Annotated in this window: 16 protein-coding genes; 8 read left to right on the top strand and 8 right to left on the bottom strand. The window is 57.7% G+C overall.

What is annotated here, in order from left to right; translation table 11 throughout:
* Window positions 1–82 precede the first annotated feature (82 nt).
* The 3 genes from ABJO75_RS24270 to ABJO75_RS24280 all read left to right on the top strand — a co-directional run bounded on the left by ABJO75_RS24270 (window position 83) and on the right by ABJO75_RS24280 (window position 3,241).
* Complete coding sequence (locus ABJO75_RS24270) at window positions 83–883, top strand: SDR family oxidoreductase (RefSeq protein ID WP_348130622.1); 801 nt, start codon at window positions 83–85, stop codon at window positions 881–883.
* 449 nt (window positions 884–1,332) lie between these two features.
* Window positions 1,333–2,655 (top strand): hypothetical protein, encoded by a 1,323-nt coding sequence (locus ABJO75_RS24275; protein WP_348130625.1) that lies wholly within the window; start codon window positions 1,333–1,335, stop codon window positions 2,653–2,655.
* A 115-nt stretch (window positions 2,656–2,770) separates the two neighbouring features.
* Window positions 2,771–3,241 (top strand): hypothetical protein, encoded by a 471-nt coding sequence (locus tag ABJO75_RS24280; RefSeq protein ID WP_348414021.1) that lies wholly within the window; start codon window positions 2,771–2,773, stop codon window positions 3,239–3,241.
* On the opposite strand, the gene ABJO75_RS24285 is transcribed toward ABJO75_RS24280, so the two are convergent.
* On the bottom strand, window positions 3,238–5,694 hold the full coding sequence (locus tag ABJO75_RS24285) for an adenylate/guanylate cyclase domain-containing protein (protein WP_348130630.1): 2,457 nt from the start codon (window positions 5,692–5,694) through the stop codon (window positions 3,238–3,240). The two genes, ABJO75_RS24280 and ABJO75_RS24285, sit on opposite strands and share 4 nt — an antisense overlap.
* Between ABJO75_RS24285 and ABJO75_RS24290 the strand changes: the two genes are divergently transcribed.
* A complete protein-coding gene (locus ABJO75_RS24290; RefSeq protein WP_348130633.1) occupies window positions 5,694–6,926 on the top strand; it encodes a YcaO-like family protein in 1,233 nt (410 codons plus the stop codon). The two genes, ABJO75_RS24285 and ABJO75_RS24290, sit on opposite strands and share 1 nt — an antisense overlap.
* Window positions 6,927–6,949: 23 nt before the next feature.
* On the opposite strand, the gene ABJO75_RS24295 is transcribed toward ABJO75_RS24290, so the two are convergent.
* The 6 genes from ABJO75_RS24295 to ABJO75_RS24320 form a co-directional block, all read right to left on the bottom strand.
* A complete protein-coding gene (locus ABJO75_RS24295; protein ID WP_348130635.1) occupies window positions 6,950–8,275 on the bottom strand; it encodes a UDP-glucose/GDP-mannose dehydrogenase family protein in 1,326 nt (441 codons plus the stop codon).
* Between the two features lie 75 nt (window positions 8,276–8,350).
* Entirely contained in the window at window positions 8,351–9,679 is a 1,329-nt protein-coding gene (locus ABJO75_RS24300; protein WP_348130638.1) for an FAD-dependent oxidoreductase, read from the bottom strand.
* Window positions 9,676–10,494, bottom strand: coding sequence for an ABC transporter permease subunit (locus tag ABJO75_RS24305; protein WP_348130641.1), 819 nt, complete (start codon window positions 10,492–10,494; stop codon window positions 9,676–9,678). The genes ABJO75_RS24300 and ABJO75_RS24305 overlap by 4 nt, the downstream gene beginning before the upstream one ends.
* The gene (locus ABJO75_RS24310) at window positions 10,491–11,372 is read right to left on the bottom strand and encodes an ABC transporter permease subunit (protein ID WP_348130644.1); all 882 of its coding nucleotides are present in this window, start codon (window positions 11,370–11,372) and stop codon (window positions 10,491–10,493) included. The genes ABJO75_RS24305 and ABJO75_RS24310 overlap by 4 nt, the downstream gene beginning before the upstream one ends.
* The gene (locus tag ABJO75_RS24315; protein ID WP_348130646.1) at window positions 11,372–12,499 is read right to left on the bottom strand and encodes an ABC transporter ATP-binding protein; all 1,128 of its coding nucleotides are present in this window, start codon (window positions 12,497–12,499) and stop codon (window positions 11,372–11,374) included. Before ABJO75_RS24315 ends, ABJO75_RS24310 begins: the two co-directional genes overlap by 1 nt.
* Before the next feature lie 67 nt (window positions 12,500–12,566).
* Window positions 12,567–13,646, bottom strand: a complete 1,080-nt coding sequence (locus tag ABJO75_RS24320) for a polyamine ABC transporter substrate-binding protein (protein ID WP_348130724.1) — start codon at window positions 13,644–13,646, stop codon at window positions 12,567–12,569.
* Window positions 13,647–13,791: 145 nt separating this feature from the next.
* Between ABJO75_RS24320 and ABJO75_RS24325 the strand changes: the two genes are divergently transcribed.
* Both ABJO75_RS24325 and ABJO75_RS24330 read left to right on the top strand, forming a co-directional pair.
* Complete coding sequence (locus tag ABJO75_RS24325; protein WP_348130649.1) at window positions 13,792–14,478, top strand: GntR family transcriptional regulator; 687 nt, start codon at window positions 13,792–13,794, stop codon at window positions 14,476–14,478.
* Window positions 14,479–14,542: 64 nt separating this feature from the next.
* Window positions 14,543–15,940: an aspartate aminotransferase family protein gene (locus ABJO75_RS24330; RefSeq protein WP_348130652.1), complete on the top strand. Its 1,398-nt coding sequence runs from the start codon at window positions 14,543–14,545 to the stop codon at window positions 15,938–15,940.
* On the opposite strand, the gene argE is transcribed toward ABJO75_RS24330, so the two are convergent.
* Window positions 15,937–17,115 carry an acetylornithine deacetylase gene (gene argE, locus ABJO75_RS24335; RefSeq protein WP_348130655.1) on the bottom strand — a complete coding sequence of 393 codons (1,179 nt, stop codon included), beginning with the start codon at window positions 17,113–17,115 and terminating at the stop codon, window positions 15,937–15,939. The genes ABJO75_RS24330 and argE overlap by 4 nt on opposite strands.
* Before the next feature lie 287 nt (window positions 17,116–17,402).
* Here argE and ABJO75_RS24340 point away from each other — a divergent pair, with 287 nt between their 5' ends.
* Both ABJO75_RS24340 and ABJO75_RS24345 read left to right on the top strand, forming a co-directional pair.
* A complete protein-coding gene (locus tag ABJO75_RS24340; protein WP_348130658.1) occupies window positions 17,403–18,503 on the top strand; it encodes an ABC transporter ATP-binding protein in 1,101 nt (366 codons plus the stop codon).
* Window positions 18,504–18,617: 114 nt separating this feature from the next.
* On the top strand, window positions 18,618–19,721 hold the full coding sequence (locus tag ABJO75_RS24345; protein WP_348130661.1) for an extracellular solute-binding protein: 1,104 nt from the start codon (window positions 18,618–18,620) through the stop codon (window positions 19,719–19,721).
* The last annotated feature ends 29 nt before the right edge of the window (window positions 19,722–19,750 follow it).

Genomic DNA, 19,750 nt, shown 5'->3' on the forward strand with positions numbered 1-19,750 from the left:
CGACCGGAGGATACACAATGCAAAGCGCAAGACGTCTTGCCCCCTGTGCGGAAATTCCGGTTTTTGAACTTGTCAATGCGTTGTGAGCCTGCCGTCGGACATCGCGCAGCGATCGGCAGACTGCGGGCAATATTCTGATCTGAAAGGGAAGTCAGTCTTTGTCACTGGCGGCGGGTCTGGGATCGGTGCTGCGGTCACAAAGGGGTTTGTCGCGCAGGGTGCCAAGGTCGCTTTTGTGCAACGCTCTGATGCCACCGCGTTTTGCCGAAAGGTTGAGGAACAGTACGGCGTAGTCCCTCTGTTTCTGCCCTGCGACACCACCGATACGCCCGCGCTAAAAGACGCGATGGGCCGAGCGGCGGAACGGCACGGCCCCATCAATGTGCTGGTGAACAATGCGGCCAACGATCAGCGACACAACACCGAAGATGTGGACGAAGCCTTTTGGGATTGGTCCATGGCGATCAACCTCAAATCGTATTTCTTCGCGGCACAGGCTGCGATTGCGCAGATGAAGCAGAACGGCGGCGGCGCAATCATCAACTTTTCGTCTGTCTCCTACATGGCGGGCATGAAGGGATTCCCCGCCTATACATCATCCAACGCGGCAATCGTTTCCCTGAGCCAAAGCCTCGCCCGAGAGTTTGGCCGCGATGGGATTCGCGTGAACGCCCTTGCACCGGGCATGGTCGTTACACCGCGCCAGATGGAGCTTTGGCTGACAGACGACAGCATTGCGCAGCAACTCGAAAACCAATGCCTTCCCCAGGCTCTTGTTCCCGAAGATATTGTCGGATCGGTCCTGTTCCTGGCTTCTGCCGCAAGCCGAATGATTACAGGTCAAACCCTCATCGTTGACGGCGGCTTTGTCGCGCGCGGATAGCAGCGTTTCCATCTCCTCGCCGGCTAGTGCCTTCGCCTGAAGAAAGGGCCCTTGGTCCGTATGGGCAGTCCGCCAATCAACCCAGTCGCGATCCGAACCATATCAAATCAACTCAACCTATGATAATATATGCGCGCATTGCCATTGCTTCCGGATAGTTTCATCTAGGGATTTTCAACATACTGAAGAACAACGGAATAAGGGTTGTTGAGGCCAAGCGGCTCGGTAAACTGGATTCTTCTCTACGCATCTATGAAAGTTTCGACGGGCAACCACATTCGCCTTTCCGGCCGCAGTTGGATGCCACCGTCAATGATAAATCCATCACCTTTCGAACCAATGGTGAATGCCATTCGGCTAGCGTCGGATTCACGCCATACGACCGGGTTCACCGAGAGACGGTTCAACCTCTGCATGACGAATCCCTGCTCTCGGAACTGGCGTCCAAGATGGCGGAATGGCCTGCGCGGTGGGGAAAGTATCGATTTGACGCCACCGGCATTCCTGCGGCCTATACATACTTGGGTCAATTGATTGCGCATGACCTGACCTGGAATGAGGCAACGACAACCGATTCCTCTGTCCGGTTTCGATGCGCAACCCTTGATTTCAAGTCGATCTTTGAACGGGCTACCGATCTCTCTCCGCTGCCTTCTGTCTGCGACAATGGCGGGCTTGCGCTTGGCTGTACAAGCGCCGGTCGGCAGGGGGATCTGCCGCGCAGCCCGTGCGGGGCACCTGTTTTGGCTGACACGCGCAACGATCAGACCCTGACCCTGTCGCAGCTTGTTGTGCTGGTCACCAAGTTCTACCAAGTGTTTGCCGCGCGCACTGCAGACAAGACGCAAGCCCATCTCGACGCGCGCCGTCATATGCAGTGGATCGTCCTTTACGACTACCTTCCCCGCGTGATTGACCCGATTGTCTATGGCGACGTGATGCAGTCTCAAGCATGGCCCTTGCTAGGTGAGGGTGCGGGCCTGATCCCCATCGAGTTTTCGGCGGCGAGCTTCCGGCTGGGGCACGCCATGGTGCGCTATCGGTATCCGCATTGGCGTGAAGGCGGCGGTGGCGCAAGCCTGAAGGATTTGTTGCGGTTCACCCACCACAGCGCCGCCTCGCGCTTTGTGGATGTGGCGGGCGAACGCAGGCTGCCAGATGACTGGACCGCAGGCTGGTCCTTTTTATTGCCTAGCGAGGGGGAAAGCATGCAGTCGAGCCTGTCCGCGGCCATAGATGAAAACCTTGCTTTGGATATGTTCGCGCTGCCCGACTCGATCGGCGACTGTCTGGCATCCGCCCCTGAACCCGATGGGATAGAATACGGCACTTTCAATCTGGCGGAGCATACTCTTGTTCGTGGAAATCGGCTGTGCCTCGGCAGCGCTCAATCGCTTTGCGAATTCTCTGATGCCCGCCTCAGAGAAGCGGGAGGTGCCAGATTACCCAGACGGTTGCCCACGGTACGGCTGTCGCAAACCCGGTCGCACAGCCTAAGCGACTTTCTGGTCTCTGACAGTGCTGCGTCCTTGCGAACCGATACCCCCCTTTGGTTCTATTTCTTGCGCGAGGCGGACATCCACGCATCCGGTCAACATTTTGGCCCGCTTGCCAGTCGCATCACCATGGAGACGATCTTTCGCGCGATCCGCAGCGACGCCGACGGAATATTGCTAAGCAATTTCAAACCGGACTTTTCCGACGAGCGCGGCAAGTTCGGCCTGAAAGACCTGCACGAAGTCGTGCAGACCCATTGGAAGCCAGAAACTTGAAAGGAAGACTGTTATGCCATCGCTATTGACCACAAAAAACGAAGATGGACCTAGATTTGGGGATTGGGGCGTTCCATCCAAACGACAAGCCGGGCAGGTTTTTATGGGCCAGAAAATGCTCGAAAATTTCAGCGTCCCCGGCACGGACGAAGAAGCGATCGTACGCTCGACGATACAGGAATGTTTAGATGGAGGTTATACGATCTGGCTGCGGTTTGACGGCGCTCTGGCCGAAAGCTTTGCGATCCTCGAAGATTTCAACGATGAGGCATTGAATGAGGAAGCCGAGAGTCTGCGGGCCTTTGGCACTATGACCGTAAAGTTGTTCATTTCCGAGATAAAGCCTGCGGTCGTCGGCACGCCGATCGAAAGGGTTGGGTCGCCGAAAAAATTCAAACTGCGTGTACAGTTGGACAGCAAGCCCAACAAGAAAAATGACAAGAAGATGAACGTCGTTATCCCAAGTGATTTCGCGACGTTCCAGGATCAGTATTTGCAAGATATGACTGACGATATCGAAACCCTGACAACAACCGAAGACGTGCCATATTTGCTGTCGTCGCTCACCTTCAGGCGCTGTCTCTAACCTTCGCCCTGCATGGCGGCGTTCAGGGCCTCGGCAAGCGCCGCACGCTCTGCGGCGTGCCAGATGGGGTATGCGTTGACGAACCAGTCCCGGACGTCAGCCGGGGTGGGCGGCGTTTCACCATCCCAAACCGCGCTGACGTCGTGGACTAGTTTGTTAAACGCCGTTTGCGCCTCGGCGTGCCTTCCAAGCCTTGCAAGGGCTGCGGCGGCCCAGCCGGGATTATCAATGATGCGGTCATCGGACCGCGCCGCAGCCTTTAATGCACCAACATCATCGCCACCCATAAAGCGTACAGACGCAGCATAGCACCATTGATAATCCAGCAGGACCGGGGCGCAGTTCAGGCAATGCTCCAGTACCCGCGCGGCGCGCTCATGCTCTCCGAAAAAGCTGAACCCCAACGCGCAAGACGCAAGCGTTCGCGGGCTGTGCGGATTGAGGCGCTCCGCCATATCCATGTTAAGCGCAGCCCGGTCGAAATTGCCCTTGAGCGCCGCAGACCACGCTAATGCAAGCCGATTGCGCGCGTCTAACGGGTCAAGTTCAACCGCGATATTGCTGGCATCCAACGCACGTTTGGCCATGGACGGGTCGCGGCACAGCCCCGGTCGAACCACGTGCAACACGTTCAAAGCACTGGCGAGGCTCGCATGGGCCGGGGCAAATTCCGGGGCGCGTTCGATAATGTCCTGAAAACTGTTGATGCCTTGCTCAAACGCAACTTTTGTCCATTTCGTCAACAACCTCTCGCCTTTTAGCCAGTCATCGACAATGGCATGATGTGCGCCTGTCCCCGCCTTGCCCGCCCGATCCGTCGGAACATACATTTCGAACATCGCAGCAATCCGGCTGACCGCTTGCTGCCGAGACTTTGACATCTGCTCGGCCCCGATATCCAGATCCTCGCTCCAGACGATGCGTCCGGTTTCGGCAGCACAGAGCGTGAGCGTCGCGCAGGCGCGCCCGGTCGATTGCTGCGCCGTCAAAAGATAGTCGGAACTGACTTCCGGCAGATCGCCCTGATCGCCTTCGACAACGGACCAACTGCGAAAACGGGAGAGCCCTGAAATGATCTCGGACCGGAACGAAGCAAGTCTGGCATGCAGAGCCTCGGACTGACCTTCGAAATCACGGACCTGAATTCGAAGAGGCGCAAGATGGTTGCGCACTCTTGGCGCGGCGAGCGGTTCTCCTCTGGCTGCCGCAAGGGTTTCAGGTCGTGGTGACAGGCCATAGCGGGTGGATAGGTTCTGAGCGAGACGATCATAGACTCGAATGGCTGTCGCGACATTGCCGCCGCCACTCAGAAGACGCATGAGACGCTGCGCCGCGCCTTCATGGCACGGCTCTATATTGAGAATGGATTGCGCAATTCCACGAATGGCCGGGTCATTCTCCGCGTTGTTCCTTTGCATCTCGGTTTCCAGCACAAACACCAGTTGCTCGCGCACGTCGCTGCGGACGACCGCCAACCACGAGGTCACCGCCGAATTCACTTCGCCGATGCTGGACAGTATCCGCGGCACCCAATCCCCCTCGAGCATCAGCAGATCATCCAGGCGACCACGCGCAGCATTTCGAATGATCCGGCCCACATCCGTCTGCACGAGACCGGGTATGAGCGAGGCAACTTCATCGTTCAACACAAGGCTGTTTCCGATGGTGTCCTGCAAATTTATGAGCGCGCGATACGTCGCCTCTCGCGCCGCGTTCGGCGCGGCATCCGGTCGGAGAAGCGCGCTTAGACGCCCGACCGCTTCGGAATGGCTTGGTGCCATCGCCAGATAGGCCAACAGAACCCGAGCATCCTGTGTTTCTGGCAGGGCGCGTGAGGCACCGCCCGAATGCAACGCCAGCCCGCCAATCACGGCAAGATGCAATACGTCGCGCGATCCACCTCTGCCGGGCGCATCAGAGCCGCCGTCAAACTGAAAGGGTTCATAAGTGCCGGGAAGATTGTACAGCCGTTGCGGACCAAGTGAATCGAATTTTTGCTGTGTCGCTTCAGAGGTTTCGACAATCACATCGCGCGATATGCAAATACCACCGGGTCGCGCAAGCGGTTCGAGCCGGGCAGCGACGTTGACTGCATGGCCGAACACATCGCCATTTGTCACATCCACCGAGCCCGTGTTTATCCCGATACGAAAGGCGTGGTCGTTCCCCATGGCTTCGATGCTCGACTGAACTTCCAACGCGAAATCAACAGCGTCCTGCGACTCGCCAAAGAGCGCCAGAATGCCATCGCCGGTTGTTTTCACCACGCGCCCGTCATGTCGTTCACTGCAGGCACCAAAGAGCTCAAAACATCTTTGCATAAAGCGCAAGGTCTCGACTTCGTCTTCGGCGACATGGTGGCTGTAAGAGACCAGATCGGCGAACAGAATCGTTCGCCGCTGTGGCGCAACACTCACCTTCGGTGAATCGCGCTTGTCTAAGGCGCCAATCATTGCAACTGCTTATCCCGTCCCTGATCCTTGGATACCTAGCATGGACACGCAATTTGACCTACTGTGAATTGATTGAGCATTTCGATGTCATACCCGTCAGGCGAGATCACGATCCCTGCCACTTTGCCTTTTGCATACCCAATCAAAAGGCTTATGCGCGATGGCCGGGTTACCCGCGGGCCGCGCGTCCCGATTCCGGGCGCGCAGCAGCGGGCCGAGGCGCTAGCGCAGCGCAATGCAACGCGAGCGCGATCGGAGAGGCCATCGAACTGGCCAGCGCCTGTGAATGGGGCGATGAACCTCTGATCCGGGCGACGGTGAATGAACTTGGCACCAAGGCGATATCGCCAGACCTTATGAACGGCTTTTCATCCCGCCAGATGAAAGACCGCGAAGCTTGGAATGCCTCACCCTTCGCTGCAGTAGACTGGCGCCCTCCCCCCTTTGACGCATCCCGCCCCATTGACTGGCTGCAGGCCTCTACCGCTTCGGGAGAGACCTGTTTCGTCCCGGCAGATCTTGTTCTTGTTGGCCGCCGAGAGCCGGGTGACCCAAGTGCGGTTTCGATTGCGACCACCTCGGGCTGCGCTTCTGCGGCGACGCCCGACGCAGCACGCCAACGCGCATTGCTGGAAGTGATCGAACGGGATGCCGTCGGGCAATGGTGGTATCGGCAGGCTCCGCGCCCCGAAATACCTCTGAATTCGCTGGATTTGCCCGCGGCGATATCCCGTTACATTGAGGACCGGACGCGTAAAACCATGGCGCTGGATCTGACGACTGAACTGGGCGTTCCGGTCGTGGCCGCTCTGTCTTTCCAACCCAACGGTCGGGAACTGGCCCTGGGGTTCGGGTGCAATCTCAGCCCGGCGTCTGCCGGTCGTTCAGCGGTGGTTGAGTTGTTTCAAACCGAAATCGGGCTTGACCAGCGCAGACGGCAAAACGATCCGCTGGCCGAGGTCTGGATGCGCGAGGCAACGCGCGACAGCCTGACAATTTCAGGCACAGTGGAAACGATGACGGTCATGCCATCCTGCGACTGCAATAACCTCGTCACCCGTTTGGCACAGCACGGTAAGACCTGCGCGTTTGTCGATCTCTCCCGCAAGGGCTTTGGACTGCATGTGTTTCGCGCCATCATGCCGGAAATGTGGTCGGACAAGCCACGCTTTGCCGGCTTTGAACGAGCGGGTGTTTCGGCCCCCCAGAACATGTTGCCGCTCCTCGTCTGAGGCACGTCCGACCCGGAGTCAGATCACTCCGATAGCTCAAAATCAGCGCGCCCGACCGAGACATACCTCTGGAACCCTGCGCGCTTTGCATCCTGTGCGGAGTAGATATTTCGCAGATCGGCCATTGCTGGAACTTTCATATGCTTCGCGATCCGCTTCAGGTCCAAGGCTCGGAACTCATTCCATTCTGTCAGTATCACGACAGCATCGGCATTCCGCGCGGCCTTGTATGCGTCTTCGATCCAATGAACTCCGGGCAACAGGTCTTCGCCTTCACGCCGGCCATGTGGATCCACCACGCGCAACTTTGCCCCCGCGCCGATCAATGCCGGAACAACCGTCAGCGCAGGTGCGTCGCGCATGTCGTCGGTGTTGGGCTTGAACGTCACGCCCAACACCGCGATGGTCTTGCCCGCGACTGCCCCATCCAGCATATCCACGATTTTGTCGACCATACGTCGGCGCAGTTCATCGTTCACCTTGATTACGGTTTCGGTGATCTGCATCGCCAAACCATGGTCTTGCCCGATCCGGGCAAGCGCCTTGGTATCCTTGGGAAAACAGGACCCGCCAAAGCCCGGCCCGGCATGCAGGAACTTGGCCCCGATGCGACCGTCCAGCCCCATGCCCTGGCTGACATGCTTGATATCCGCACCGGTTCGCTCGCAGAGTGCCGCGATCTCATTAATAAAGGTGATCTTTGTCGCAAGAAACGCGTTCGCCGCGTATTTGATCATTTCAGCGCTTTCCAGATCGGTCGTCAGGATCGGAAAATCACGCAAGTAAAGCGGCCGGTAAACGTCGGCCATAACCTCTGCGGCGCGATCATGCTGAACACCGACAACAACGCGGTCCGGGCGCATGAAATCATCGATCGCCGCTCCTTCGCGCAGGAACTCTGGGTTTGATGCGACGTCAAATTCGGCATTCGGATTCGCCTTGGCGATGGTCTGTTTGACCTGTCGGTTGGTACCCACGGGCACAGTCGATTTCGTCACCACGACGGCATAACTGGTTAGTGCAGCGGCAATTTCCTGCGCCGCGTCCATGACATAGCGCAGATCGGCGTGGCCATCGCCGCGACGTGTGGGAGTTCCGACCGCGATAAAGACCGCCGCCGCCCCGTCGATCGCGTTGGCAAGGTCATCGGTAAAGAATAGCCGCCCTGCTGCAACATTCTTGGCCATGAGTTCGGCGAGCCCCGGTTCATAAATCGGAACTTCGCCCCGATTGAGCATAGCGACCTTTTTCGGATCCTTGTCGACGCAAACAACCTCGTGTCCAAAGTCAGACAGGCAGACTCCGGAAACCAGCCCGACATATCCCGTTCCGACCATCGCAATTTTCATGGGTCTCGCCTCGCTCAGATGTTATGCGGGTCATGGAGGCTCTGCGCTGTCCTGTCAACAAAGCTGAGTGCCGCCTCAGAGATCGCGAATACCGTAATATAGATAAGCCGCTGGCATAAGAAGCCGACGCAAACGACCCAGCGGGAACCTTGGCGGCAAGGTGGACATCGCTTTGGAATACGGCAGATGCGGATTGATCGATAGGGCCAGATCAGCAAGGAGCCTCCCGGAATAGCTCCCCATTGCGACACCGTTCCCATGATAGGCAAAGCCCGCGAACAGGCCCGGCTGCCCGGGTACTGGTCCGACAAATGGTACCCGGCGGCGGGAGAGGCAGACCAGTCCGGACCATTGATTTTCCGAAGGAACGTCGCACCATGCAGGAAACATATGTTCAAAATCGCGCCTGTTGCGGCGACGCGCCCGCGCTTCGGCGGCTGGCGAAGACATAAGCCCCCCGCGCAATCCGAACAGGAACCGCCGGTCCGGCATCAAGCGGAAATAGTGAAGCAAATTGCGCGTGTCATAAGCCATCTGATCGCTGTGCCAGCCCTGCGCCGCAATTTCTGCATCTGTCAGGGGTCGCGTCACCGTCACGTTTGATTGGCTGGGCAGGTATCGCCCTGCCATCCAGCCCGGAACATCTTCGCTGGAATAGCCGTTGGTCGCGACAATCACAGTTTCCGCAGTAACAGAACCTCGTGGGGTATCAATCCGCCACGTCATACCGTTGCGTTGCAGGGTGGTTGCGGGACTCTGCTGAAACAACTGCGCGCCTTGCGCCATTGCGGCGTGCGCCAACCCGAACAGATACTTGCGCGGGTTCAAGGCAAAGCCCGCCGGGGTTGTCAGCGCCCCGTGAAAGGGGCCGTTCATGCCGTGACCGGCAAGGTCGGCGGCTTCGATCAGCGTCGGTTCCGGCTCGCCATTGCGCGCCATCTGTTCCGCTTCATCTTTGAAGCGTTCTGCGTCGCGCGGACGATGGGCCAGCATCGTTTCGCCCTTTGAATGGCGATCCGCGTCAATGTTCAGCCGGTCAAGAAGCTGGTCCACCAAATCTACGGCTGCACGTTCTGACAATCGGTAGTCTTGCGCGGCTTCTTGCCCGAATTCCCGCGTCAGTGCGGCATCCGACGTCTTGGCGCCGCCAAGGCAGCAAAACCCGCCATTGCGTCCGGAAGCGCCCCAACCGGGGGTTTGCGCTTCTAGCAACGCGACCCGGCAGCCGCGTTCTGACAAGTGAAGCGCTGCGGACACACCGGTGAACCCGCCGCCTATGATCGCGACATCGGTCTGAACAGGCTGGTCCAGAACGGGCCAATCGGGCGCGGCGATGGTTTCATCCCACCAGCACCCCATCCGAGGACCCGGACCATAGGTAAACTCCGGAAAGATCCGTTTCATTGCGCGCGAACGGCTTGCTGCTCTTCTTTCCTTTGCCGGATCAGGTTTTGCTTGGAGACCAGCGATGCGGCGATAACACCAACCGTGACAATCCCGATCATCAAGGTCGACAGCGCGTTGATCTCGGGGCTGACCCCCAACCGGACTGCCGAGAAGATCTTGATCGGCAGGGTGGTGGCCGACGGTCCAGAGGTAAAGGATGCAATCACCAGATCGTCTAGCGAGAGGGTGAACGCCAGCAGCCAACCGGATATAACCGCAGGTGCGATGATCGGTAGAGTGACCAGCCGAAACGCCTCGGCGGGCGAGCAGCCAAGATCAAGCGCGGCCTCTTCCAGAGACCGGTCAAACGTGACCAAACGCGAGGATACGACCACCGAAACATAGCACATTGAAAACGTTGTATGCGCCAGAACGATAGTCAGAACCCCGCGATCCAGCCCGATCCCGATGAACAGCAACAACAACGACAGCCCGGTGATCACCTCGGGCATCACCAACGGCGCATAGATCATGCCCGAAAACACTGTCCGCCCGAGAAAGCGGCCGCCCCGGACCAGCACATAGGCCGCCATCGTCCCCAGAACCGTTGCCAGCGTCGACGACATTACCGCAACCTTGAGCGTAACCCAGGCTGCGCCCAGAAATGCCTCGTTCTGCATCAACTCGCCGTACCACTTGGTCGAGAACCCGGCCCAGACCGTGACCAGCTTGCTTTCATTGAAGCTGAAGATCACGAGGATGACCATCGGCAGGTAGAGAAACACAAAACCCAGTGTCAGCGACACCACGTTGAACCAGCTGAGGCGCATCATGTATCCGCCTCCGCCTGTTTCTGCTGGTTGCGCTGAAACAGCACGATCGGCACTACGAGGATCAAAAGCAGAACCACCGCGACTGCAGAGGCAACGGGCCAGTCGCGGTTGGAGAAGAACTCTTCCCACAGAACCTTGCCGATCATCAACGTGCCCGATCCGCCCAGAAGCGATGGGATGACGAATTCACCAAGTGCGGGGATGAACACGAGGAAACAGCCCGCGGTGATACCGTTGCGCGACAGGGGGATCGTCACCAACCAGAACGCGGATAGCCGGGAACATCCCAGATCCTCGGCCGCCTCGATCAACGAACCATCCATCCGGTCAAGCGCGGCATAGATCGGCAAGATCATGAAGGGCAGATAGGTATAGACAATGCCGATATAGACGGCGGTGTTTGTGTTCAGGATCGTCAGCGGCGTATCGATGATGCCGGTCCAGAGCAGGAACTGGTTCAGGAACCCCTCGTTGCTCAGGATGCCCATCCACGCATAAACCCGGATCAGAAAGCTGGTCCAGAATGGCAGGATCACCAGCATCATCAGGGTCGGGCGCCATTCCTCGGGCGCGCGGGCCATGCCGTAAGCCATGGGATAGCCGATGAGCAAGGTAAAGGCCGTCGAGATGACCGCGATCCACAGACTGCTGAGGTAGGCTTTCCAATAGAGATCATCCTCAGTCAGCCAGATGAAATTTTCAAAATCCAGCTGGCTGAAGAACGCCCCGATGCCCTCTGCCCAGTCCAGCGTCGGCGTATAAGGCGGGATCGCAAGCGCCGTGTCAGAAAGCGAGATTTTCAGAACAATGACAAACGGCACCAGAAACAGCAGCAGCAGCCACAGATACGGAACCGCAATCAGGGTGAACCGGCGCATTATTCTGCCAACATGACGCCAGCCGTGGCTGTCCACGACAGCCAAACCGGGTCTTCCCAAGTAATGTTGCGCCGCGCAATCCGACGGGTATTGGCCGTCTGCGCCTTGATGATCGTTCCGGTGGGCAGCTCCACATGATAAGTCGAGAGATTGCCCAGATACGCGATGTCGAGCACTTTGCCTTGCACCGCGTTATCGGCGTCTTCGGGTTTCTCCGTGCTGATCGTCACCTTTTCCGGGCGGATCGCCAGATGACATGCCTGACCATCCGAAAACGACGTTTCCGATGATGCGTTCAGGGGCGGCAAGCTGTCTGACCACTGAATACTGTATCGATCCTGACCGGCGGCGGTTGTTTGACCTTCGATAATGTTCACGTCGCCGATAAAATCCGCAACATAGACACTGTTAGGTGTTTCATAGATGCGCGCCGGCGTTTCGACCTGGATCAACCGGCCTTCGTCCATAACCGCAACCCGGCTTGCGACGGTCATCGCCTCTTCCTGATCGTGGGTCACGATCACAAAGGTGGTGCCGGTTGTTTCCTGAATATCCATCAGTTCAAATTGCGTATCTTGCCGCAGCTTCTTGTCCAAAGCACCCAGAGGTTCATCCAGCAGCAACAGTTTGGGCGCCTTTGCCAGTGACCGAGCCAACGCCACCCGCTGTCGTTGCCCGCCCGAGATCTGATGCGGTTTGCGGCGGGCAAATTTTTCCAGCCGGGTCAGCTTCAGCATCTCTTCAACCCGGTTTTCGATCTCGTCCTTCGATCTCTTGTCTCGACGCAGGCCAAACGCGATGTTTTCCCAGATCGAAAGATGCGGGAACAAGGCATAGGACTGGAACATCATGTTGACCGCCCGCTTGTTCGGCGGCACTGGCCCGATATCCTGCCCGGCCAATTCAATGCGGCCTTCGCTCGGGGTCTCGAATCCGCCCAGCATGCGCATCATCGTCGTCTTGCCACAGCCAGACGGACCCAGCAGCGCAAAGAACTCCTGCTCGTAGATATCCAACGACAGATCGTCGATGGCGGTAAAGTCGCCAAAGCGTTTGGTAACGTTCTGAAAGCGGATCAGTGGTTTCTGCTGCGGATCGTTCCACGGCGCAAATTCAACGGCTTGCAAGGTTGGGCCCCCGGATCGAGATTTCACAAAAAAGGCGGGTCAAATGACCCGCCTTGCTGATTTCGGATCAGGTGCCCGACTTGATCTTGGTCCAGAGGCGGGTGGCCACCCGCTGAACCTTGGCGGGATAAGGCGTGGTGGTGAACAGGTTCGCCAGCGTCGCCTCGTCCGGATAAATCGCCGGATCCCCGATCACGTCCTCGACCAGAAACTCCTGCGACGCCTTGTTGCCGTTCGCGTAATAGACATAGTTCGACGCGGCAGCCATGTTCTGGGCATCCAGAATGAAGTTCAGGAATACATGCGCACCGTCCGGGTTGGGCGCATCCACAGGAATCGCCATTTGGTCAAACCACATCTGCGCGCCTTCCTTGGCGGCATGATATTCGATTTCGACACCGTTATCGGCCTCGGCAGCCCGGTCGCGGGATTGCAGGATGTCACCCGACCAACCGACCGCGACGCAGATGTCACCATTGGCCAGCGCATTGATGTATTCAGAGCTGTGAAACTTCTGAATATAGGGCCGAACCGGCATGAACACTTCTTCAGCGCGCTTGATCACGTCGGGGTCGTGGCTGTCAGGATCCTCGCCCAGATATTTCAGGGCCATCGGGATCATTTCAGCCGGGGCATCGAGGAAATGCACACCGCATCCTGCCAGCTTTTCCATATTTTCCGGGTTGAACACCAATTCCAATGAATCGATCGGGGCATCCTCGCCCAGCAATTCCTTGACCTTGCCGACATTCACGCCGATGCCGGTGGTGCCCCACATATAGTTGATCGAATAGGCATTCTCGGGATCGTATTGTTCGGTCCGTTCCGACACCACATCCCATATGTTTTCAAGGTTGGGAAGCTTTGCCGGATCCAGCTTTTGAAACGCGCCTGCCGTGACCTGCCGCTGCAGGAACGTGCCGGACGGAACCACAACGTCATAACCGGAACCACCGGCAAGCATCTTGGTTTCCAGAACCTCGTTGCTGTCAAAGACATCATAGATCAGTTCGAGGCCGGTTTCTTCCTCGAACTTGGTCAGTAGCTCTTCGTCGATATAGTCGGACCAGTTGTAAACCCGGACCTCGTCGGCCATCACGACGCTGCCGCCGAGTGCCAGAATCGCTGTGAGTGTCAGCGTTCGCATAAACATAAATTTCTCCCCTTGGACTGCCGGATTGTCTCCGACTTGCGATATTTGATCAAGTTTTGCCTTCTTTGGCAATCACAGATATGCTTTCATGCTCGGACGCATGGTGCAAGAAAGCCGGGCGCGCAAAAGGATCGGACGGATGGCAATGGTGAAAAATGCAGCAGTGCGCACGATGTCCGGGCCTGTTCAGACGCCGGCGCACGAAGTCGTCTATCAACAATTGCGCGAACAGATCCTGTTTGGAGAGATGGCACCGGGTCAAGCCGTAACAATCCAAGGGCTGACTGCCTCGTTAGGGGCTGGCATGACGCCGGTACGCGAAGCAATCCGCAGATTGATTTCCGACGGCGCTCTCGTTTTTCAGGGCAACCGTCGGGTCAGCGTTCCAAAATTGAGTAGCGAAGACGCTGAACAGATCATTTATCTAAGAAAAACAATTGAGAAAGAGCTAGCAAGACGCGCTGCGCTGCGCATCAATAATGCCGAAATCGATCGGTTGGCCGAGATTGATGCGGTGCTTGATCGTGCCATCTCGGTCGGCGATGTTCCCGGCTATCTGCACGGCAACTATCAGTTTCATTCGACGCTCTATGCCCAAGCAGATGCGCCCGTTCTGGCCGAGATCGCGGACCGGCTTTGGCTACGTTTTGGACCCTCACTAAGGGTGGTGTGCGGACGGTTTGGCACCCAAAGCCTTCCGGATCGACACAAGGATATCCTGACCGCACTCCGCAAGGGTGATGCCGATGCAGCCGCGAGCGCGCTTGTGCAGGATGTCGAACAGGGCATGGAACAGGTCGCGGCCGTGTTGGCCGAGGAAAACTGATTCGATTGACAGCGCAGAATTTGATCATATTTTGACATCGAACTCATTTTTCGGAGACTGCGCCATGCCCGCCATCACGAATCACCTGCCCACTGCCGAGCTGCAGGCGCTTGACGCCGCGCATCACATGCATCCGTTCACCACCGGAGACGAACTGGCAGAAAAGGGCGCGCGCATTATCACGCGGGCCAAGGGCGTGACCCTCACCGATAGCGAAGGCAACGAGATCCTAGACGGGATGGCCGGGCTGTGGTGCGTCAACATCGGTTATGGCCGCGAAGAACTGGCCGAAGTTGCAGCACGGCAAATTCGCGAGCTTCCGTATTACAACACCTTCTTTCAGACCACCCATGTTCCCGCCATCGCACTCGCCAACAAGCTGGCAGAGCTTGCGCCGGGAGATCTGAACCATGTCTTTTTTGCCGGATCCGGTTCCGAGGCGAATGACACCAATATCCGCATGGTGCGCACCTATTGGGCGATGAAGGGCAAGCCGTCCAAATCGATTATCATCAGCCGCAAGAATGCCTATCACGGGTCATCAATGGGGAGCGGCAGCCTGGGCGGCATGACTTACATGCACGAACAGGGCGGAATGCCGATTCCCGACATTCACCACATTAATCAACCGCACTGGTGGTCCGAAGGTGGCGATACCACACCCGAAGAATTCGGCTTGGCCCGCGCCCGCGAACTGGAAACCGCCATTCAGGAACTGGGCGAAGACCGCGTCGCTGCATTCATCGCCGAGCCGATTCAGGGCGCCGGCGGCGTAATCATTCCACCCGAAACCTACTGGCCCGAAATCCAACGGATTTGCGACAAGTACGAAATCCTTTTGATCGCGGACGAGGTGATTTGCGGCTTTGGACGCACCGGCAACTGGTTCGGAAGCCAGACGCTGGGCATTCGGCCAGACATCATGACCATCGCCAAGGGGCTCAGCTCTGGTTATGCGCCAATCGGTGGCTCAATCGTCAGCGACGAAGTGGCTGCGATCATTGGCAGTGGGGAGTTTAATCACGGATATACCTATTCCGGCCATCCTGTCGCCTCTGCCGTGGCGCTGGAAAACCTGCGCATACTTGAAGAGGAAAACGTCATCGATCACGTCCGTGATGTGACTGGCCCCTATATGAAAGAGAAATGGGAGTCGCTGGCAGATCATCCGCTGGTTGGCGAGGCACGGATAGTCGGGCTGATGGGGTCGATCGCCTTGACCCCGCACAAGGAAAGCCGTGCGAAATTCGCCAGCGACGAGGGAACCGTGGGGCTGATCTGTCGCGAGCGGTGCTTTGCCAACAATCTGGTGATGCGCCACGTCGGAGACAGGATGGTGATGTCACCGCCACTGGTCATCCGAAAGGATGAGATTGACACCATGATCGCCCGCGCCACAAGGGCGCTTGACGAATGCTATGCCGAGATAAAGAAGCAGGGGCTGCTCAAGGCCGCCTCCTAGTCAGACGCGTCGATCAGGGCCGGAGACCGGCCCAATCGCTCCAGCATATCAAGGCAAATACTGAGTTGTTCCAGGCTCACGAACTCATCCGGTTTGTGGGCCTGATCTATCGATCCGGGGCCGCAGACCGTCACCGACATGCCCATCTGCTGAAACAAGCCCGCCTCGGTACCAAAGGGCACCACATCGGCCCCGTTCGCTCCTAAAAGCGACGCGACGAGGTCGCGCGCCGCATTCTCTTCCATCACCTCAAGCCCGACAACCTCACCGATCACGTGGGTCACGATATCAGCATCTGCACTGATCGCCCGCATCATTGGCAGCAGGTCACGATCAATGACTTCTTGCATCGCCGAGTTCACCAAATCAGCGTCGCCATCCTGTACTGGACGCATCTCCCATTCCACTTCGGCCTTTCCCGCGATCACGTTATGCGCGACGCCGCCGTTGATCCGTCCGACGTTGATCGTGGTCCAAGGCGGCTCGAACCTGCTGTTCTGGGGCGCGCGCATCATCAACTCTCCGCGCAGCTGCATCAATTCGGTCACGTACCGCACCGCGTACTCGGCGGCATTGACGCCGCGATGGGGCGATGATCCATGCCCTTCTAGACCCGTGAAATTGACGGTGTATTCGCAACAGCCCTTGTGCCCCTCGATCACCCGCATGTCGGTAGGTTCACCAATAATCGCTATTGATGGCCGAATGCCGCGCTCTTGCAACGCCGGAACAAGAGCCCGCGCGCCAAGGCAGCCCACCTCTTCATCATAAGTAAAAGCAAAATGGATCGGCCGGCGCAGCGGTTGTTTCGCGAATTCGGGCGCCAGCACCGTCGCTGCAGCAATGAACCCCTTCATGTCGCAGGTGCCGCGCCCGAACAGTTTTTCATCTGCTCTTCGCATCGTAAACGGATCGCTGCTCCAATCCTGATCGGCAACCGGAACAACATCGGTATGGCCCGACAGCACGATGCCACCCGGCACATCGGGACCAAGCGTTGCAAACAGATTGGCCTTTTTCCCATCCGGGGTTTCAAAGAGTTCGACCCGTGCGCCTGCATCTTCCAGCCGCGCGGCAAGATCCGCGATCATCAGTCGATTGCTGTCTGAAGAAACAGTGGGGTAGGACACCAGCCGTTCAAGAAAGCTGACGGTTTCCGCAAGATGTTGGTTCATGGGCATTCAGGCAAGGAGGTTGGCGGCAGGCAACCCGCCGTTCTGTAGAGGTCTGTCATGATCATGTGCTCCGGTCTGAATTTCAGCCTATCCAAACAGATGTGAACAACAAGTCAATTTGCTGGGCAAGTCCTGCCCAACGCTGCCTGTTGTTCTGGCTTTGGCGCTGAATTGTTGACCCAAATTTGCAATCTTGAGCGACATGGTTGCATGTCGACCATGCTCTGTGCTTAACTTTTCCTAGCAAAACAGCAGATCTAACTGCGGAATGTCCAAGGGGAGCCGATTTGGCTGATACACAAACGTCTGACGCGTTCGTCGAGTTTGAACGCGTCCAAAAGAGCTATGATGGCGAGAATCTTGTTGTCAAAGATCTGAACCTGATCATGCCAAAGGGTGAGTTCCTGACAATGCTCGGGCCCTCGGGTTCCGGAAAGACCACCTGTCTCATGATGCTCGCCGGGTTCGAAACCGCGACGCATGGCGACATCCGGCTAGACGGTGTGTCGATCAACAACATCCCGCCGCACAAGCGCGGCATCGGCATGGTGTTTCAGAACTATGCCCTGTTCCCGCATATGACCGTCGCCGAGAACCTGAGCTTTCCGCTGGAAGTGCGCAAGCTCGGCAAGTCTGAGCGAGAAGCAAAGGTTAAGCGGGCGCTGGACATGGTGCAGATGGGAGCCTTTGGCGGTCGACGCCCCGCACAGCTTTCGGGTGGTCAGCAGCAGCGGATTGCTTTGGCTCGCGCGCTAGTGTTCGAAGCCGAACTGGTTCTGATGGATGAACCGTTGGGTGCGCTCGACAAGCAATTGCGCGAACACATGCAGTTTGAAATCAAGCGGATTGCAGACAACCTCGGGATCACGGTGGTTTATGTGACCCACGACCAGACCGAGGCGCTGACCATGTCGGACCGTGTCGCCGTGTTCGACGATGGCCGCATTCAACAGCTGGCGCCGCCGGACAAGCTCTATGAAGAGCCGGAAAACAGTTTCGTTGCGCAGTTCATTGGCGAAAACAACACGCTTGAGGGCGTCGTCAAGGAAATCAATGGCGATGTCGCTGTCGTCCGGCTTGATGATGGCGAGTTGATCGACTGCAAACCCGTCAATGTCACACAACCGGGAGAACGGACCCGCGTCTCGATCCGCCCCGAGCGTGTCGAGTACAACAAGGAACGCCTTCAGGAAGGCGCTCATACTCTCAAGGCCGAGGTCATGGAGTTCATCTATATGGGTGATATCTTCCGGACCCGGCTCAAGGTTGCCGGAAATGATGAGTTCATCATCAAGACTCGCAACGCACCGGATCAAGTCCGGCTGCAACCTGGGGCCCAGATCGAAATCGGCTGGATGCCACAGGATTGTCGTGCGCTTGACGCGTAGCGGACAGAACCGTCGACCGGGATATCCGGTCGATGAACACGGGGGGCGGGCAATTGCCCGTCGTGCTGACCCGACTTACCCAAACAACGCGAAAACCACAGGGAGAATTTCGAAATGAAATCTACGAAAATACTGATGGCAACGACCGCTCTGGCCTTTGCAGGCGGGATGGCGAACGCCCAGGACATGGCCGATGAAATGACCATCGTCAGCTGGGGCGGCGCCTATTCCAACTCGCAGCAAAAGGCCTATCACGAGCCATATATGGAAAAGACCGGCGTCAAGGTCATCAACGACGAAAGCTCTGCCGAAGCGGTTGCCAAGCTGCGCGCGATGAACGAAGCCGGCAACGTGACTTGGGACGTCGTGGACGTTGTGGCATCTGACGCGATCCGTCTGTGCGACGAAGGTCTGGCGATGGAAATCGACCCCGACACGATGCTGGCACCTGCACCAGACGGCACATCGGCTGCTGACGACTTTGGCGATTTGCTGGTGTCGGAGTGCTTTATTCCTCAGATCGTGTATTCGACGACCTTTGGCTACCGTACCGACCTGGTGGGTGACACAGCACCGACCGACATCTGCGCCGTCTTTGATCTGGAAGCCTATCCCGGCAAGCGCGCGCTGGAAAAACGCCCGATCAACAACATGGAATGGGCGCTGCTTTGTGACGGCGTCGCCAAGGAAGACGTGTACGATGTTCTGGCCACCGCAGAAGGTCAGGAACAAGCGCTGGCCAAGCTGGACACCATCAAGGATCAGACCATCTGGTGGTCCGCCGGTGCCGACACACCGCAGCTTCTCGCCGATGGCGAGGTCGTAATGGGCTCGACCTACAACGGACGTCTGTTCAGCGTGATCGAAGAACAGGATCAGCCGGTTGCCATGCTGTGGGACGCGCAGGTGTTCGACCTTGATGGCTGGATCATTCCCGCCGGTCTCTCCGAAGAACGCAAGGCCCGTGCGCTGGACTATATCATGTTCGCGACAGACACTCAGCGTCTTGCGGATCAGGCCAAGTACATCAGCTATGGTCCCGCACGCGCATCATCGGCTCCGCTGGTTGGCCAGCACGCCGAGCTGGGTATCGACATGGCACCGCACATGCCGACAGACCCGGAGAACGCCAAGAACACGTTCCTGTACAACTACGAGTTCTGGGCTGACTACCGCGACGACATCGACGCGAAATTCCAGGCATGGCTGGCCAAGTAAGTCACTGACCTGAAACCTATCCAGAGGCG

This window comes from Sedimentitalea sp. (assembly GCF_039973035.1).
Classification (GTDB): domain Bacteria; phylum Pseudomonadota; class Alphaproteobacteria; order Rhodobacterales; family Rhodobacteraceae; genus Sedimentitalea.

What these genes read in the sequence shown, in the direction of transcription:
- ABJO75_RS24295 (WP_348130635.1), bottom strand. Translation starts at nt 8,275, where the DNA reads ATGAAAATTGCGATGGTCGGAACGGGATATGTCGGGCTGGTTTCCGGA.
- ABJO75_RS24285 (WP_348130630.1), bottom strand. Translation starts at nt 5,694, where the DNA reads ATGATTGGCGCCTTAGACAAGCGCGATTCACCGAAGGTGAGTGTTGCG.
- ABJO75_RS24310 (WP_348130644.1), bottom strand. Translation starts at nt 11,372, where the DNA reads ATGCGCCGGTTCACCCTGATTGCGGTTCCGTATCTGTGGCTGCTGCTG.
- ABJO75_RS24305 (WP_348130641.1), bottom strand. Translation starts at nt 10,494, where the DNA reads ATGATGCGCCTCAGCTGGTTCAACGTGGTGTCGCTGACACTGGGTTTT.
- ABJO75_RS24275 (WP_348130625.1), top strand. Translation starts at nt 1,333, where the DNA reads ATGGCGGAATGGCCTGCGCGGTGGGGAAAGTATCGATTTGACGCCACC.
- ABJO75_RS24280 (WP_348414021.1), top strand. Translation starts at nt 2,771, where the DNA reads ATGCTCGAAAATTTCAGCGTCCCCGGCACGGACGAAGAAGCGATCGTA.
- ABJO75_RS24330 (WP_348130652.1), top strand. Translation starts at nt 14,543, where the DNA reads ATGCCCGCCATCACGAATCACCTGCCCACTGCCGAGCTGCAGGCGCTT.
- ABJO75_RS24320 (WP_348130724.1), bottom strand. Translation starts at nt 13,646, where the DNA reads ATGCGAACGCTGACACTCACAGCGATTCTGGCACTCGGCGGCAGCGTC.
- ABJO75_RS24300 (WP_348130638.1), bottom strand. Translation starts at nt 9,679, where the DNA reads ATGAAACGGATCTTTCCGGAGTTTACCTATGGTCCGGGTCCTCGGATG.
- ABJO75_RS24325 (WP_348130649.1), top strand. Translation starts at nt 13,792, where the DNA reads ATGGCAATGGTGAAAAATGCAGCAGTGCGCACGATGTCCGGGCCTGTT.
- ABJO75_RS24345 (WP_348130661.1), top strand. Translation starts at nt 18,618, where the DNA reads ATGAAATCTACGAAAATACTGATGGCAACGACCGCTCTGGCCTTTGCA.
- argE (WP_348130655.1), bottom strand. Translation starts at nt 17,115, where the DNA reads ATGAACCAACATCTTGCGGAAACCGTCAGCTTTCTTGAACGGCTGGTG.